The sequence below is a fragment of the Variovorax soli genome, from assembly GCF_031454625.1.
In the GTDB taxonomy this organism is placed as follows: Bacteria; Pseudomonadota; Gammaproteobacteria; order Burkholderiales; family Burkholderiaceae_C; genus Variovorax; species Variovorax soli_A.
Genome location: NZ_JAVDRF010000008.1, coordinates 16,964 through 31,182, shown reverse-complemented (window position 1 = coordinate 31,182; position 14,219 = coordinate 16,964). Strand labels below are relative to the sequence as shown.

The 14,219-nt window shown below is 69.3% G+C and carries 14 protein-coding genes; 11 read left to right on the top strand and 3 right to left on the bottom strand.

Going from position 1 to position 14,219, the window contains the following annotated elements; translation table 11 throughout:
• The first annotated feature begins 65 nt into the window (after window positions 1–65).
• The 9 genes from J2739_RS18150 to J2739_RS18110 all read left to right on the top strand — a co-directional run bounded on the left by J2739_RS18150 (window position 66) and on the right by J2739_RS18110 (window position 9,930).
• Complete coding sequence (locus J2739_RS18150) at window positions 66–2,861, top strand: nitrate reductase (protein WP_309904118.1); 2,796 nt, start codon at window positions 66–68, stop codon at window positions 2,859–2,861.
• Between the two features lie 98 nt (window positions 2,862–2,959).
• A complete protein-coding gene (gene ybiB, locus J2739_RS18145; RefSeq protein WP_309904116.1) occupies window positions 2,960–3,874 on the top strand; it encodes a DNA-binding protein YbiB in 915 nt (304 codons plus the stop codon).
• Window positions 3,871–4,665 carry a uroporphyrinogen-III C-methyltransferase gene (gene cobA / locus J2739_RS18140; RefSeq protein WP_309904114.1) on the top strand — a complete coding sequence of 265 codons (795 nt, stop codon included), beginning with the start codon at window positions 3,871–3,873 and terminating at the stop codon, window positions 4,663–4,665. Before ybiB ends, cobA begins: the two co-directional genes overlap by 4 nt.
• A 78-nt stretch (window positions 4,666–4,743) precedes the next feature.
• On the top strand, window positions 4,744–5,874 hold the full coding sequence (locus J2739_RS18135; protein ID WP_309904110.1) for a sterol desaturase family protein: 1,131 nt from the start codon (window positions 4,744–4,746) through the stop codon (window positions 5,872–5,874).
• Window positions 5,874–7,118, top strand: coding sequence for a BaiN/RdsA family NAD(P)/FAD-dependent oxidoreductase (locus J2739_RS18130; protein WP_309904108.1), 1,245 nt, complete (start codon window positions 5,874–5,876; stop codon window positions 7,116–7,118). Before J2739_RS18135 ends, J2739_RS18130 begins: the two co-directional genes overlap by 1 nt.
• A 108-nt stretch (window positions 7,119–7,226) precedes the next feature.
• Window positions 7,227–7,439, top strand: coding sequence for a 30S ribosomal protein S21 (gene rpsU / locus J2739_RS18125; RefSeq protein WP_007833691.1), 213 nt, complete (start codon window positions 7,227–7,229; stop codon window positions 7,437–7,439).
• 102 nt (window positions 7,440–7,541) lie between these two features.
• Entirely contained in the window at window positions 7,542–7,991 is a 450-nt protein-coding gene (locus J2739_RS18120) for a GatB/YqeY domain-containing protein (protein ID WP_309904106.1), read from the top strand.
• A 163-nt stretch (window positions 7,992–8,154) separates the two neighbouring features.
• On the top strand, window positions 8,155–9,111 hold the full coding sequence (locus tag J2739_RS18115) for an AraC-like ligand-binding domain-containing protein (RefSeq protein WP_309904104.1): 957 nt from the start codon (window positions 8,155–8,157) through the stop codon (window positions 9,109–9,111).
• Between the two features lie 90 nt (window positions 9,112–9,201).
• Entirely contained in the window at window positions 9,202–9,930 is a 729-nt protein-coding gene (locus J2739_RS18110; RefSeq protein ID WP_309904102.1) for an alpha/beta hydrolase, read from the top strand.
• 14 nt (window positions 9,931–9,944) lie between these two features.
• On the opposite strand, the gene pmbA is transcribed toward J2739_RS18110, so the two are convergent.
• Window positions 9,945–11,315 carry a metalloprotease PmbA gene (gene pmbA, locus J2739_RS18105; protein WP_309904100.1) on the bottom strand — a complete coding sequence of 457 codons (1,371 nt, stop codon included), beginning with the start codon at window positions 11,313–11,315 and terminating at the stop codon, window positions 9,945–9,947.
• A 57-nt stretch (window positions 11,316–11,372) separates the two neighbouring features.
• Here pmbA and yjgA point away from each other — a divergent pair, with 57 nt between their 5' ends.
• Window positions 11,373–12,029, top strand: coding sequence for a ribosome biogenesis factor YjgA (gene yjgA / locus J2739_RS18100; protein WP_309904098.1), 657 nt, complete (start codon window positions 11,373–11,375; stop codon window positions 12,027–12,029).
• A complete protein-coding gene (gene mog, locus J2739_RS18095; RefSeq protein WP_309904096.1) occupies window positions 12,026–12,625 on the top strand; it encodes a molybdopterin adenylyltransferase in 600 nt (199 codons plus the stop codon). Before yjgA ends, mog begins: the two co-directional genes overlap by 4 nt.
• A 4-nt stretch (window positions 12,626–12,629) precedes the next feature.
• Here mog and cysE read toward each other — a convergent pair whose 3' ends face one another.
• Both cysE and J2739_RS18085 read right to left on the bottom strand, forming a co-directional pair.
• On the bottom strand, window positions 12,630–13,400 hold the full coding sequence (cysE, locus tag J2739_RS18090; RefSeq protein WP_309904095.1) for a serine O-acetyltransferase: 771 nt from the start codon (window positions 13,398–13,400) through the stop codon (window positions 12,630–12,632).
• A 36-nt stretch (window positions 13,401–13,436) separates the two neighbouring features.
• Window positions 13,437–14,201, bottom strand: a complete 765-nt coding sequence (locus tag J2739_RS18085; RefSeq protein WP_309904093.1) for an RNA methyltransferase — start codon at window positions 14,199–14,201, stop codon at window positions 13,437–13,439.
• Window positions 14,202–14,219: the final 18 nt, after the last annotated feature.

Below are 14,219 nucleotides of genomic sequence, written 5' to 3'. Positions count from 1 at the left end.
CGCGATGGACACGGCCGGCGCACTCACCCTCACCCGCTCCCGGAGGCAAAGGGAGTCTCATTGCCATGGCTGAAACACGATCCACCTGTCCCTATTGCGGCGTGGGCTGCGGCGTGGTCATCGAGTCCGAAGGCGAGCAGATCACCGGCGTGCGCGGCGACCCGGACCATCCCGCCAACTTCGGCCGCCTCTGCACCAAGGGATCGACCCTGCACCTGACGGCCACCGCGGCCGTCACGATGCAGACGCGCCTGCTGCAGCCGATGCGGCGCACGCAGCGCGGCGCAAAGCCGCAGACGATCGGCTGGGATGCGGCACTGGACGGCGCCGCCGAGAAGTTCGCGCAGGTCATCCGCGACCACGGCCCCGACGCCGTCGGCTTCTACGTCTCCGGCCAGCTGCTGACCGAGGACTACTACGTCTTCAACAAGCTCGCCAAGGGCCTGGTCGGCACCAACAACATCGACACCAATTCGCGCCTGTGCATGAGCAGCGCGGTCGCCGGCTACAAGAAGACCCTGGGCGCCGATGCGCCCCCGGCCTGCTACGACGACCTGCGGCATGCGCAATGCCTGTTCATCACCGGGAGCAACACTGCCTGGGCGCATCCGATCCTGTTCCGCCGCATCGAGGATGCGAAGGCGGCCAATCCGGCGATGAAGATCGTCGTGGCCGATCCGCGCCGCACCGACACCTGCGAGATCGCCGACCTGCACCTGCCGCTGCAGCCGGGCACCGACGTGATGCTGTTCCACGGCATGCTGCACCTGATGCTGTGGGAAGGCTGGACCGATGCCGCCTACATCGCGGCCCACACCACCGGCTTCGACGAGCTCAAGCGCACGGTGCGCGACTGCACGCCCGAGCGCGTGGCGCAAATCTGCGGCATCTCCAAGGACGACTTGCTGGAAGCCGCGCGCCTGTTCGCCACCTCGGCAGCCACGCTGAGCCTCTATTGCCAGGGCCTCAACCAGTCCAGCTCGGGCACGGCCAAGAACGCGGCATTGGTCAACCTTCACCTGGCCACGGGGCAGATCGGCAAGCCGGGCGCGGGCCCCTTCTCGCTGACCGGCCAGCCCAACGCGATGGGCGGCCGCGAAGTGGGCGGCCTGGCCAACCTGCTGTCGGCCCACCGCGATCTCGCCAACCCCGCGCACCGCGCCGAGGTGGCCGCGCTGTGGGGCGTTCCGTCGGTGCCCGAGAAGCCCGGCAAGACCGCGGTCGAGATGTTCCAGGCCGCGGCCGACGGCGAGATCCGCGCGCTGTGGATCGCGTGCACCAACCCCGCCCAGTCCATGCCCGACCAGGCGACCGTGCGCCGGGCGCTGGAGCGCTGCGAGTTCGTGGTGGTGCAGGAGGCCTTCTCGACCACGGCCACCTGCGACTACGCCGACCTGCTGCTGCCGGCCACCACCTGGGGCGAGAAGGACGGCACCGTGACCAACAGCGAGCGCCGCATCTCGCGCGTGCGCAATGCGGTGCGGCGCCCCGGCGAGACGCGCGACGACTGGGCGATCGCCGCCGACTTCGCTCGCCGGCTCCAGGCGCAGCTCGGGTCTGCCGCCACGCTCTTCCCCTACGCCGACGCCGAGTCGGTGTGGAACGAGCACCGCGAATCCACCCGCGGCCGCGACCTCGACATCACCGGCATGAGCTACGCCATGCTGGAGGCCGCGCCGCAGCAATGGCCGCTGCGCGAAGGCGAGTCCGCCGGTCGCGCGCGCCTCTACGAGGATGGCGTCTTTCCCACGCCCGACGGCCGCGCCCGCTTTGTCGACGTGGCCTACAAGCCGGTGGCCGAGCCGCGCGATGCGCGCCATCCGTTCTCGCTGACCACCGGGCGCCTGCGCGACCAGTGGCACGGCATGAGCCGCACCGGCACGCTGGGCCGGCTGTTCGGCCACGTGGCCGAACCCTCGGTGCAGATGCATCCGCAGGACATGGCGCGCCGCCAGCTGCGCGAAGGCGAGCTGGTGCATGTGACCTCGCGCCGCGGATCGATCGTGCTGCCCGCCGCGGGCAGCACGGATGTGGGGCTGAGCCAGGCCTTCATCGCCATGCACTGGGGCGGGGAATACCTGAGCGGCCGCTCCAGCACCGGCGAGCGGCTGGCGGGCGTCAACGTGCTCACCACGCCCGCCTTCTGTCCCGACTCGAAGCAGCCGGAGCTCAAGCATGCAGCCGTCAAGATCCTCAAGGCCGAGCTGCCCTGGACGCTGCTGGCCATGGGCTGGCTGCCCGAGGACGCGGCACTGCGCGTCCATGAGGCCTTGCGCAGGCTGATGCCCTCCTTCGCCTTCGCGAGCTGCGTGCCCTTCGGCGCCGGCGGCGCGCTGCAGGGCGGCGCTGCGGAGCGCACCGGCGTGCTGTTCCGCGCCGCGGCCTACGAAGCGCCCGCGGACGAGGTGCTGGCCCGCATCGAGGCGCTGCTCGCGCTGGACGGCGCCGACAGCCTGCGCTATGCCGACAGAAAGCACGGCCAGCGTCGCGCGGCACGGCTGGTGCGCGACGGACAGGACGCGCGTCTCGAAGCCTTCCTGCTGGCCGGCGACACCCGGGCCGAGGCCTGGATCAAGGCGCTGCTGCAGGACCGGCTGCCCGCCCAGGCCTACGGCCGCCAGCTGCTCAAGCCGGGTGCGACCGCGCCGGCCGGCGTCGCCGCGCGCGGCAAGGTCGTGTGCAGCTGCTTCGGCGTTACCCAGACCGCGATCGCCGAACGACTGGGGGACGTCCCGGGCTCGGACGAAGAGCGCCTCGGCGCGTTGCAGGGTGCGCTGAAGTGCGGCACCAACTGCGGCTCCTGCCTGCCCGAGCTCAAGCGCATGGTGCGTGCGAGCCCCGCACTGGCGACCGCGTCGTGAGGCCCGCGATGCATGGCACATCGCCCGCCCCTGCTGCGTGCCGGGGCATAAGCGACCGTGCCGTGCGGCATAAGCCTTGCGGGACAATCCGGGCACCCATGGGAATCAGCCACTACATCAAGGAAATCGGCCGCGGCGCACGCGGCGCGAAGCCGCTCGACCGCGCGCAGGCCCGCGACCTGTTCGGCCAGGTGCTCGACGGCACGGTCACCGACCTCGAGACCGGCGCCTTCTGCCTGGCCATGCGCATCAAGGGCGAGACGCCCGAGGAGATGGCGGGCTTTCTCGATGCCACGCACGAACGGCTGGCGCGCTTCCCGGCCGCCGGCCGACCACTGGTGGTACTCCCCAGCTACAACGGCGCGCGCCGGATGCCGGTGCTGACGCCGCTGCTCGCGCTGCTGCTGGCGCGCGAGGGGCTGCCGGTGCTGGTCCATGGCGCGGCCACCGAGTCGACGCGGGTGCTGGCGTCCAACGTGCTGGCGGCGCTCGATGTGCAGCCGCTCGAGCGTGTCCGGCCCATCGCCGACGGCGAAGTGGTGTTCGCGCCCACCGCGCTGCTCAGCGCCGGCCTCAAGCGCCTGCTAGACGTGCGCCGCGTGGTGGGCCTGCGCAATCCCGCCCACAGCGTGGTGAAGCTGATGCAGCCTTGCGAAGGCGATTGCATCGTGGTCGGCAGCTACACGCATCCGGCCTATGCGGAATCGATGGCTGCCACCTTCGAATTGATGGGCACCACCGCCCTGCTCTCGCGCGGACTGGAAGGCGAAAGCGTGGCCGATCCGCGCCGCACCGGACAGGTCGACGGCTTCGTCAAGGGACGACGCATCGCGCTGCAGGCGCAGCAGCCCGGCACGCTGTCGGAAGTGCCGGGACTGCCGGCCGACATCGACGTCCAGACCACCGCCGACTACACGCGCCGCGTGCTGGCAGGCCAGGCGCCGGTTCCGGACGCCATCGCACAGCAGGTCCGCCAGGTCCTGCAACTGAACCACGACATGGAGCACGCATGAATCATCTCGAAGCCACCCCGGGCAGTTGCACCCTCGTCGGCGCCGGCCCGGGCGACCCCGAGCTGCTGACCATCAAGGCCGTCAAGGCGATCCAGGGGGCCACGGTGCTGCTGGTGGACGACCTCGTCAACGAGGAGATCATCGCCGCCTACGTGCGGCCTGGCGCCCGCATCATCCATGTGGGCAAGCGCGGCGGCTGCAAGAGCACGCCGCAGGCCTTCATCGAGCGGCTGATGATCACCGCGGTGCGCGAGGGCGAGACGGTCGTGCGCCTCAAGGGCGGCGACCCCTTCATCTTCGGCCGTGGCGGCGAGGAGGTGGAGCACCTGCGCGAGGAAGGCATCGAGGTGCAGGTGGTCAACGGCATCACGGCCGGCCTGGCGGCAGTCACCGCGCTGGGTGTGCCGCTCACGCACCGCGACCATGCGCAAGGCGTGGTCTTCGTCACCGGCCATGCCAAGACCGGGCATGCCGCCGCCGAGCATCCCACCGACTGGCGTCAGCTGGCGGCGACGGCGCGCGATGCGCGGCTCACGCTGGTGATCTACATGGGGGTCTCGGGCGTGGTGCATATCCAGGAGCAGCTGCTGCACGGCCTGCCGGGCGAAACTCCCGTCGCCGTGATCCAGCATGCCAGCCTGCCGCAGCAGCGCCATGTCGCGACCACGCTGGCGCACCTGTCCCGGGACGTCGTCGGCGCCGGGCTGGGCAGCCCGGCCGTGATCGTGGTGGGCGACGTGCTGCGCGGCCTGGCTGCCGCGGGCCTGCCGGCCGCGCGCTTCGGCACCTGATCGGCCATTCGGCCGGTCGGCATGCGCCGGCCGCCGCCCTAGAATCTTCGGCCTGAAGAACAACGGGCGGAGATGAGCATGCTGGAGCTCGAGAAACTCAACGAATTCGTCGAAAGCCACGGCGAACTGCAACGCGGCCGCGGGCTGGTCACCGGAACGATCGCGTTCTCGCTCGGCATCCTTTGCTTTCTCGGCGTCCTGGTCTTCCACTTTCCGCAGTACCTGAGCACGCCCGAGCTGCGCCGCAGCTACAACGTCGACGTGATGCGCATGGTGCTGCTCGCGGCCATGGTCGTGTCCGGCGGTCTGGCGCTGGTCAACATCATCTTCAACCGCTCGCGCTGGCTCTCGGCCTTCGCCTTCCTGCTGGTGGCGATCGCGGCATTGCTGGGCGGGCACAAGGTGCCGGTCAACGACTTCGCGGACAACACGCCCTACATCGGGCTGGACTGGTTCATCCTCGATCTGCTGGGGTCCTCGCTGATCTTCATCTTCATCGAGAAGCTGTTCGCGCATCGCACGGAACAGCCGGTGTTCCGCGCCGAGTGGCAGACGGACTTCCATCACTTCGTGGTCAACCACATGATCGTGGGCTTCGTGCTGCTGGCCACCAACCTGCTGGTGCACAAGCTCTTCGGCTGGGCGGCCAACGACGGGGTGCGCGGCTGGATCGCGGGGCTGCCCTTCTGGGCCCGGGTGCTGCTGATCATCCTGGTGGCGGACCTGGTGCAGTACTGGACGCACCGCGCTTACCACGAGGTGCCGCTGCTGTGGCGCCTGCACGCGGTGCACCACAGCGTGAAGAGCATGGACTGGCTGGCCGGCTCGCGCCAGCACATCCTGGAGCTGCTGATCACGCGCACGCTGGTGCTGGCGCCGATCTACGTGCTGGGCTTCAGCAAGGAAGTGATCGACGCCTACATCGTGGTGGTGGGCTTCCAGGCCGTCTTCAACCATGCCAACGTGAGCGTGCGCCTGGGGCCGCTGCGCTACGTGATCGTCACGCCCAACTTCCACCACTGGCACCACAGCCAGGACGACGAGGCGATCGACAGGAACTACGCCGCGCACTACGCCTTCATCGACTATCTCTTCGGCACCGCGGTGAAGAGCACCAGGCTCTGGCCCGAGCACTACGGCGTGGTGGGCGACTACGTGCCCAACGGCTTTTTCAAGCAGCTGAAGTTTCCCTTCGTGTGGAAGGGCTGATGGGAGCGCCGGGCGCATTCGACGTCATCGTCATCGGCGCCGGTGCGGCCGGCCTGTTCTGCGCCGGGCTGGCCGGCCAGCGCGGCCTGAAGGTGCTGCTGATGGATCACGGCGAGCGCATTGCCGAGAAGATCCGCATCTCCGGCGGCGGCCGCGCCAATTTCACCAACCGCGACCTCGACGTGCGCGCACCGCAGCGTCACTTCATCGGCGGCAATCCGCATTTCTGCCGCTCGGCGCTGTCGCGCTACACGCCGCAGCAGTTCATCGAACTGGTCGAGCGCCACGGCATCGCTTACCACGAGAAGCACAAGGGCCAGCTCTTCTGCGATGGCTCTTCGCAGCAGATCATCGACATGCTGCTGGCCGAATGTGCGGCCGGCGGCGTGACGCACTGGCAGCCCTGCAGCGTCGGCCAGATCGGCTTCGCGCCCGGTGAGGGCTATCGCCTCCAGACGGGCCGCGGCGAGGTGCGCGCGCCCCGGGTGGTGGTGGCGACGGGCGGGCTGTCCATTCCGCAGATCGGCGCCACCGATTTCGGCTACCGGCTGGCGGCCCAGTTCGGCCTGCGCGTCGTCCCGCCGCGCCCTGCCCTGGTGCCCCTGACCTTCGGCGGCGAAGACTGGGCGCCCTATGCCGACCTGGCCGGGCTCGCCCTGCCGGTGCGGATCGCGACCGGCAGCAAGAAGGCGCGGACGGTCTTCCTCGAGGACCTGCTGTTCACCCACCGCGGCCTCTCCGGCCCGGCGGTGCTGCAGATCTCCAGCTACTGGCAGCCCGGCGCCCCACTGGACATCGACTTCGCGCCAGGCGTGGACGTGCAGGCCGCGCTGGCCGACGCCAAGCAGCGCTCCCGCAAGCGCATCGCCAACGAGCTCGCCGGCATGGTGCCGGCCCGCCTCGCCGACGCCTGGGTCGGGCAGGACGCGGCGCTGCAGCGCCCGATCAACGAGGCAGCCGACCGCGCGCTATCGGCGCTGGCCGAGCGCATCGCCCGCTGGCAGATCACGCCGAGCGGCACCGAGGGCTACAAGAAGGCGGAAGTCACGGCCGGCGGCGTCGACACCCGGGACTTGTCCTCGCAGACCATGGAATCGAAGCACCCCGGCCTTTATTTCATCGGCGAGGTGGTGGATGTCACCGGCTGGCTGGGCGGCTACAACTTCCAGTGGGCCTGGGCGAGCGCACACGCCTGCGCGCAGGCACTGGAAGCTCGTGCGGATCACGCTATAATGCTGGGCTAACTTTGGCCACCCCTCAACGGCCCATCCCTTTCGTGTTGAGGAAACCCGGCCCGGGGCCCGATCTTCCCCAAGCCAAACGAGCAAATCGCTTTTGCAACCGATCTTCAAATGACCACCATCCGCGTTAAAGAAAACGAGCCTTTCGACGTCGCCCTGCGCCGCTTCAAGCGCACCATCGAGAAGCTCGGCCTGCTGACCGACCTGCGCGCCCGCGAGTTCTACGAAAAGCCCACCGCCGAGCGCAAGCGCAAGAAGGCCGCAGCCGTCAAGCGCCACTACAAGCGCGTGCGCAGCATGCAGCTGCCCAAGAAGCTGTACTGAGCTGGCACCCGCCGCGTCGGCCCGAGCCGACGCCCGTTCCGAGCCGCGCCAGGGAATACCTGTCGCGGCTCTTGTCTTTTCCGCCCCCTCGAAAGCAAAGCCATGAGCCTCAAGGACCAGATCACCGAAGACATGAAGACCGCCATGCGCGCCAAGGACTCGGAGCGCCTGGGCACCATCCGCCTGCTGCTGGCGGCCCTCAAGCAGAAGGAAGTCGACGAGCGCATCGAGCTGGACGACGCGATGGTCGTCGCGATCGTCGACAAGCTGGTGAAGCAGCGCAAGGACTCGGTCGCCGCCTTCACCCAGGGCGGACGCACGGATCTCGCCGACAAGGAGGCCGCCGAGATCAAGGTGCTCGAGGCCTACCTGCCCCAGCGCATGGGCGCGGACGAGATTGCGGCCGAGGTCAAGGCCATCGTCGCCGAACTGGGTGCCAAGGGCCCGGGCGACATGGGCAAGGTGATGGGCGCCGTGAAGACCAGACTGGCCGGCAAGGCCGACATGGGCCTGGTCAGCGCCGCGGTCAAGGCCGCGCTGGCAGGCGGCTGAGCCTGCCGGCGCAGCAGCTGCTCGAACTCTGCGCGTGCCCGTCGGCGACGGAGAACGCCTGCCGGTTTCACCGACTCGGTACGCAATGCATGCAGGCGCGGGTTGGCTTCTCCATGGGCGCACCCTATAGTCCGGACGGCCACACCGGCCCGAAAGTGCGCGCATGCAAAACCACCAACGCCGATGGAGCACGGATGCCGTGCCCCGCCCGCAGCGCCTCGACTATTGGGTCGGCGCGGTCTGCGAGGCCTTTCTCGAGATGGACGTCACGAGCTCGAGGCCGGAGGGTTTCGACGCCTGCCTGCAGCACCAGCCGCTCGGGCCGATCGCGGTGAACCGGGTCCGCGCCAGCGCGCAGGACGTTTACCGCACCCATGCAGCCATCGGCCGCAGCCGCCGCAACTTCTACTACCTGATCAGCCAGTTCGACCAGCCCTGGGGCGCCGCGCAGGGTGGCCGCAGTGCGGCTTTGGCCGCCGGGGATGCGGTGCTGGTCGACTCGCGCGAGCGCTATGAATTCCACTTCCGCGAGGGCGTGCACTGCGCTTCGATGCAGCTGCCGATCGCCTGGGTCGAGCGCTGGCTGCCGGCGGGCCAGGACGCCGTGGCGCGGCGTATTCCCGGGGACGCGGGCTGGGGCCTGGCATTGCGCGGCATGCTTCATAACTTGTCGCCGGCGTTCGCGGAGGCGCCAGGGCTGCCGCCCGCGCTGATCGTCGATCAGCTCGGAGTGCTGCTCAGCCTCGCCGTGCCGGGGACTGCCGAACGCCCGGCGCTCCACGCAGAGAGCATTCGCCGGCGCGCCACCGACCTCCTGCACCAGCGCCTCGGCGAGCCCGCCCTGGTGGGCCAGGACGTGGCCGACGCGCTGGGCGTTTCCCTGCGCAGCCTGCACCGGGCCTTTGCCCCGGGCGAAAGCTTCGCCCGCACGCTGCGCCGGCTGCGCATGGAAGAGGCTGCGCGCCTGCTGGCCTCGGACCGCTTCGCGCGACTCGGCGTGGCCGAGATCGGGCGTCGCTGCGGCTATCTGGACGCCTCGCATTTCGTGCGCCATTTCCGCGCCGGGCACGGCCTCACGCCGGGCGCCTGGCGCCGATCGCTCGCGGGCGCGCCGGCCTGACGCTCAACGGCCACGCGCGCGGCACGCATCGGCCAGCGGCCGGGGTCCGTCGCAGCTATCTTGCAGCCCTTCAACCACGAGGAGACTGAAATGGCGGATACCTACGTTCTGGTTCACGGCGCATGGCACACGGGCGAATTGCTGGAGCCGGTGGCCGAGACGATCCGGGCTCAGGGCCACACCGTGCACTGCCCGACGCTGACCGGCAACCGGCCGGGCGACTCGCGCGCGACCACGGGCCTGGCCGATGCCGTGCAGTCGCTGGCCGACTTCATCCACGAGCGCGACCTTCGCGATGTGCGCCTGGTGGGCCACAGCTACGGCGGCATGGTGATCTCCGGCGCGATGAGCCTGGTGCCGGAACGCGTGCGCCGGCTGGTGTACTGGAACGCTTTCGTGCCGCTCCAGGGGCAATCGCTGGTCGACCTGGTGCCGCCCCACTACAAGGCCTTGTTCGACGGTATCGCGGCGCAGAACGATGGCGCGGTCACGCTGCCCTTCCCGATCTGGCGCGATGCCTTCATCAACGATGCCGACCTGGCCACGGCCGAACGAACCTACGGGCTGCTCAACCCGCACCCGTACCGGACCTTCACCGATCCCGCGACCCTGCGAAACGAGCTGGCGGAACTCCCCGTGGGCAAGTCCTACCTGAATTGCCAGCAGGACATCGCGCTGCCGCACAGCCTGCCCTGGCACCCTCGCCTCTCGGAGCGCCTGGGCCTGTACCGGCTGGTCGAATGCCCCGGCAGCCACGAGCTGTGCTTCACCGAGCCCGCGCTGCTGGCGCGCAAGATCATCGAAGCCGGGCGCGACTAGCGCCAGGCCGGCGATCAGCTGCCGGCCACCTTCATCCGGTTCACCAGCAGCGAACCGGTGGTCTTGGCGCCGTAGTTGTAGACGTCGGCGCCGACCGCATCGATGCCCATGAGCATGCTCTTCAGGTTGCCGGCGATCGTGATCTCCTGCACCGGATAGGCGATCTTCCCGTTCTCGACCCAGAAGCCGCTGGCACCGCGCGAATAGTCGCCGGTCACGTAGTTGACCCCCTGCCCCATCAGCTCGATCACGAACAGACCGGTGCCCAGCTTCGCGAGCATGGCGTCGAGGTCGTCGTCCTTCTTGGTCCGGCGCGAGCTCAACGTGAGGTTGTGCGAGCCGCCGGCGTTGCCCGTGGTCTTCATGCCCAGCTTGCGCGCCGAATAGGTGCTCAGGAAATAGCCCTCGAGCCGGCCGCCATCGACCACCTTGCGCTTGCGGGTGGCCACGCCCTCGTCGTCGAAGGCCGAGCTGCCCTTGCCGCGCGGGATGTGCGGGTCTTCGAGCACATCGATGTGCGAGGGCAGCACCGGCTTGCCCAGCGAGTCGAGCAGGAAGCTGCTCTTGCGGTAGAGCGCGCCGCCGCTGGTGGCCTGGACCAGCCCGCCGAGCAGGCCCGCGGCCAGCGGCGACTCGAACAGCACCGGGCATTCGGTGGTCTTGATCTTGCGCGACTTCAGGCGGCTCAGCGCCCGCTCGGCGGCATAGCGACCGATGGCTTTCGGGCTCGCGAGCTCCTCGGCCGAGCGCATCGAGCTGTACCAGGCATCGCGCTGCATGTCGTCGCCCTTGCCCGCGATGGGCGCGACCGAGATCGAATGGCGCGAGCTCGCATAGCCGCCACGAAAGCCGCGCGTGTGGGCGCTGAAGAAGTGGCTGTGCTGCGCCGAGACGCCGGCGCCTTCGCTGTTGGTGATGCGCTTGTCAGTCGACAGGGCCGCGGCCTCGCATTCCAGTGCCAGCGCGGCGGCCTGCTCGCTGCCGATGTCCCAGGGATGGAACAGGTCAAGGTCGAGCTGCTCGGTCGCGATGTCGGCTTCGTCGGGCAGGCCGCTGACCGGGTCCTCGGCCGTGAAGCGCGCGATGTCGTAGGCCGCCTGGACCGTCTGGGCGATGGCCGTCTCGGAAAAGTCCGAGGTACTGGCATTGCCCCGGCGGTGGCCCACGTAGACCGTGACGCCCAGCGACTTGTCGCGGTTGCGCTCGACGTTCTCGAGCTCGCCCTTGCGCACCGAGACGCTGAGGCCGCAGCCCTCGGACGCCTCGGCGCCGGCATCGGTGGCGCCGAGCTTCCTGGCGTGCGCCAGGGCCGTGTCGACCAGGTTTTCGAAGAAGGAACGGCTGTAGGCGAAGCCGGAGTCGGCGCGCGAGGAAGAGGTGCTCATGTGGCGGCTATGATACTTGCGCCCCTCCGTTTCGGACGGCGGCTTACGATTGCTTCCATGCCCCGCAAACCCAAGAAAGGCTACTTCGTCCGCGGCACCTTTGTCGCCGAAGGCAGCGAACTCGACATCGAGCTCAAGCGCGAGCTCAAAGGCAGCGACGCGGCGAGCAAGACCGACCTCAAGCGCGAGAGCGCCGAGCTGCAGACGCTGGGCGAGGCGCTGCTGGGCCTGCGCGCCGGCCTGTTCGACAAGCTGGGCCTCGAAGACAAGCTGCGCGACGCCATCGCCGAAGCCAAGCGCATCACCAATTTCGAGGGCAAGCGCCGCCAGATGCAGTTCATCGGCAAGCTGATGCGCGGCCTCGACGCCGCCACGCTCGATGCCATCCGCGCCGCGCTCGACGAGCAGAACCGCGGGCCGGCGCAGGAAGCCGCCATCCTGCATGACGCCGAGCGCTGGCGCGACCGAGTGATCGCCGACGACGACGCGCTGGGCGGCTGGATCGAAACCCATCCCGGCACCGACGCCCAGCAGCTGCGCGCCCTGGTGCGCCAGGCGCGCAAGGATCTCAAGGAAGGCCCGCCCGGCGAGGCGCCTCGCCAGGGGAAGGCCTACCGGGAGCTGTTCCAGCTGCTGCGCGCGCAGCTCGAAGTGCACGGGACCGAGGACCATGCCGCCGAGGCCGCGGCCCAGGCGCGCGAGGAAGACGCATGACCGGCCATGCCTACGAACCGGTGCGCATCGGCATCGTCTCGATCAGCGACCGCGCCTCCAGCGGCGTCTACGAAGACAAGGGCCTGCCCGCGCTGCAGGCGTGGCTGCAACGCGCCTTGCGCAACCCCATCGACTTCGAGCCGCGGCTCATCCCCGACGAACAGGCCGCCATCAGCGCCGCGTTGATCGCGCTGGTCGACGCCGGCTGCGCCCTGGTGCTGACCACCGGCGGCACCGGGCCGGCCCTGCGCGACGTGACGCCCGAGGCCACGCTCGCGGTCGCGCACAAGGAGATGCCGGGCTTCGGCGAGCAGATGCGGCAGATCAGCCTGCGCTTCGTGCCGACGGCCATCCTGTCGCGGCAGGTGGCGGTGATCCGCGACAAGAGCCTGATCATCAACCTGCCGGGACAGCCGAAATCCATCGCGGAGACGCTGGAAGGGCTGAAGAACCCCGACGGCACACCGGTGGTGCCCGGCATCTTCGCGGCCGTGCCCTATTGCATCGACCTGATCGGCGGGCCCTACCTCGAGACGGATGACTCGGTGTGCAAGGCCTTCCGGCCGAAGTCGGCGATCCGGGCTTCCGCGCCCTGACCCGCTACTTTCCGACCAGTTCGGTGAGCCGCTGGGCCTCGAAACACTCCTTGGTCGCTGCGTCCCCCGGCACGCAATCCTTCCTGGCCTGCGTCGACAAGGTTTCGATCGCCTGCCACAGCAGCGCGATCTGATGCTCCTGGCTCGACGCGGTGTCGATCAGGCCGCGCATGGCCAGCGACAGCGGGTCGTCTTCCTGCGTGATTCCGTACGCCTCGAACTTCCTGTCGGCGTGGGTCGAATCGCCACTGACGGCTGCCTTGGCCGGAATGATCCGCGCCGGAATGCCGACAGCGGTTGCACCCGCGGGCACCGGCTTGATCACCACCGCATTGCTGCCGATCTTGGCGCCATCGCCCACCACGAAGCCCCCCAGCACCTTCGCACCGGCGCTCACCACCACATCCTTCCCCAGCGTCGGGTGGCGTTTCGTGCCTTTGTAGAGCGAGGTGCCGCCCAGCGTCACGCCCTGGTAGATCGTGCAGCCATCTCCGATCTCGGCCGTCTCGCCGACCACCACGCCCATCGCATGATCGAAGAACACGCGATCGCCGATGACGGCGGCCGGATGGATCTCGATGCCGGTGAGCCAGCGCGAGCCATAGGAGACGAAGCGACCCACCCACTTCAAGCCGTGGCCCCAGCACCAGTGCGCGATGCGATGGAGCACCAGGGCGTGCAGGCCTGGGTAGAGGGTCAGCACTTCCCAGCGCGAACGCGCCGCCGGATCGCGGTCGAGGATGCACTGGATGTCGGAGCGCAGGCGCGAGAACATGAGATGTTCTTGTTATGAGGATAGAGGCTGCGCAGTCTAAGTGCTGCCCTGGCCGCGCACGGGCGATGGGGTTTTGTAGCTGCCGCCGCCGGCCGCATCGGCCATGGCCTTGGCGATGCCGCGCAGGATGTGGATCTCTTCGGGCGTGGGCTGCGCGCGGTTGAAGAGCTGCTGCAGCCGCGGCATCAGCTTCTTGGGCGCCTCGGGATCCAGGAAGCCGATCTGCACCAGCGAGCGTTCCCAGTGTTCCAGCATGCCCGCCACGGCGCGGGCGTCGGCCGCGGAGGGCGGGGCGATGGTCTCGCGCACCCCGAAGCCGCCCAGTGCCAGCCGCCATTCGTAGGCGATCACCTGGATCGCGGCGCCCAGGTTCAGCGAGCCGAAGGCCGGATCGGTCGGAATGCTGAGCGCCACATGGCAGCGGTACACGTCCTCGTTGCGCATGCCGAAGCGCTCCGAACCGAACAGGAAGGCCACGTGCTGCTCGTCTCCCGCGGCCAGCGGCCCCAGGTGCTCGCGCGGCGTTCGCGTCGGCGGCCCGAAGTCGCGCGGAACCATTGCGGTGGCGCAGAGGTGGGTGACGCCGTCGAGCGCCTCATCCAGCGTGTCGACGATGCGCGCGCGCTCCAGCACGTCCAGCGCCCCACTGGCGCGCTGAATGGTTTCTTCCCGCCGCAGCACATTGGCCCAGCGCGGCGCCACCAGCACCAGGTCGTCGAAGCCCATGGTCTTCATGGCGCGCGCGGCGGCGCCGACATTGCCGGCATGGCTGGTCTGGATCAGGATGAAGCGGGTGCGCATGGAACAGGCTCGAGGGGG

Bases quoted from the DNA above. Each gene is read 5' to 3' on its own strand.
- J2739_RS18150 (WP_309904118.1), top strand. From the start codon at position 66: ATGGCTGAAACACGATCCACCTGTCCCTATTGCGGCGTGGGCTGCGGC.
- ybiB (WP_309904116.1), top strand. From the start codon at position 2,960: ATGGGAATCAGCCACTACATCAAGGAAATCGGCCGCGGCGCACGCGGC.
- cobA (WP_309904114.1), top strand. From the start codon at position 3,871: ATGAATCATCTCGAAGCCACCCCGGGCAGTTGCACCCTCGTCGGCGCC.
- J2739_RS18135 (WP_309904110.1), top strand. From the start codon at position 4,744: ATGCTGGAGCTCGAGAAACTCAACGAATTCGTCGAAAGCCACGGCGAA.
- J2739_RS18130 (WP_309904108.1), top strand. From the start codon at position 5,874: ATGGGAGCGCCGGGCGCATTCGACGTCATCGTCATCGGCGCCGGTGCG.
- rpsU (WP_007833691.1), top strand. From the start codon at position 7,227: ATGACCACCATCCGCGTTAAAGAAAACGAGCCTTTCGACGTCGCCCTG.
- J2739_RS18120 (WP_309904106.1), top strand. From the start codon at position 7,542: ATGAGCCTCAAGGACCAGATCACCGAAGACATGAAGACCGCCATGCGC.
- J2739_RS18115 (WP_309904104.1), top strand. From the start codon at position 8,155: ATGCAAAACCACCAACGCCGATGGAGCACGGATGCCGTGCCCCGCCCG.
- J2739_RS18110 (WP_309904102.1), top strand. From the start codon at position 9,202: ATGGCGGATACCTACGTTCTGGTTCACGGCGCATGGCACACGGGCGAA.
- pmbA (WP_309904100.1), bottom strand. From the start codon at position 11,315: ATGAGCACCTCTTCCTCGCGCGCCGACTCCGGCTTCGCCTACAGCCGT.
- yjgA (WP_309904098.1), top strand. From the start codon at position 11,373: ATGCCCCGCAAACCCAAGAAAGGCTACTTCGTCCGCGGCACCTTTGTC.
- mog (WP_309904096.1), top strand. From the start codon at position 12,026: ATGACCGGCCATGCCTACGAACCGGTGCGCATCGGCATCGTCTCGATC.
- cysE (WP_309904095.1), bottom strand. From the start codon at position 13,400: ATGTTCTCGCGCCTGCGCTCCGACATCCAGTGCATCCTCGACCGCGAT.
- J2739_RS18085 (WP_309904093.1), bottom strand. From the start codon at position 14,201: ATGCGCACCCGCTTCATCCTGATCCAGACCAGCCATGCCGGCAATGTC.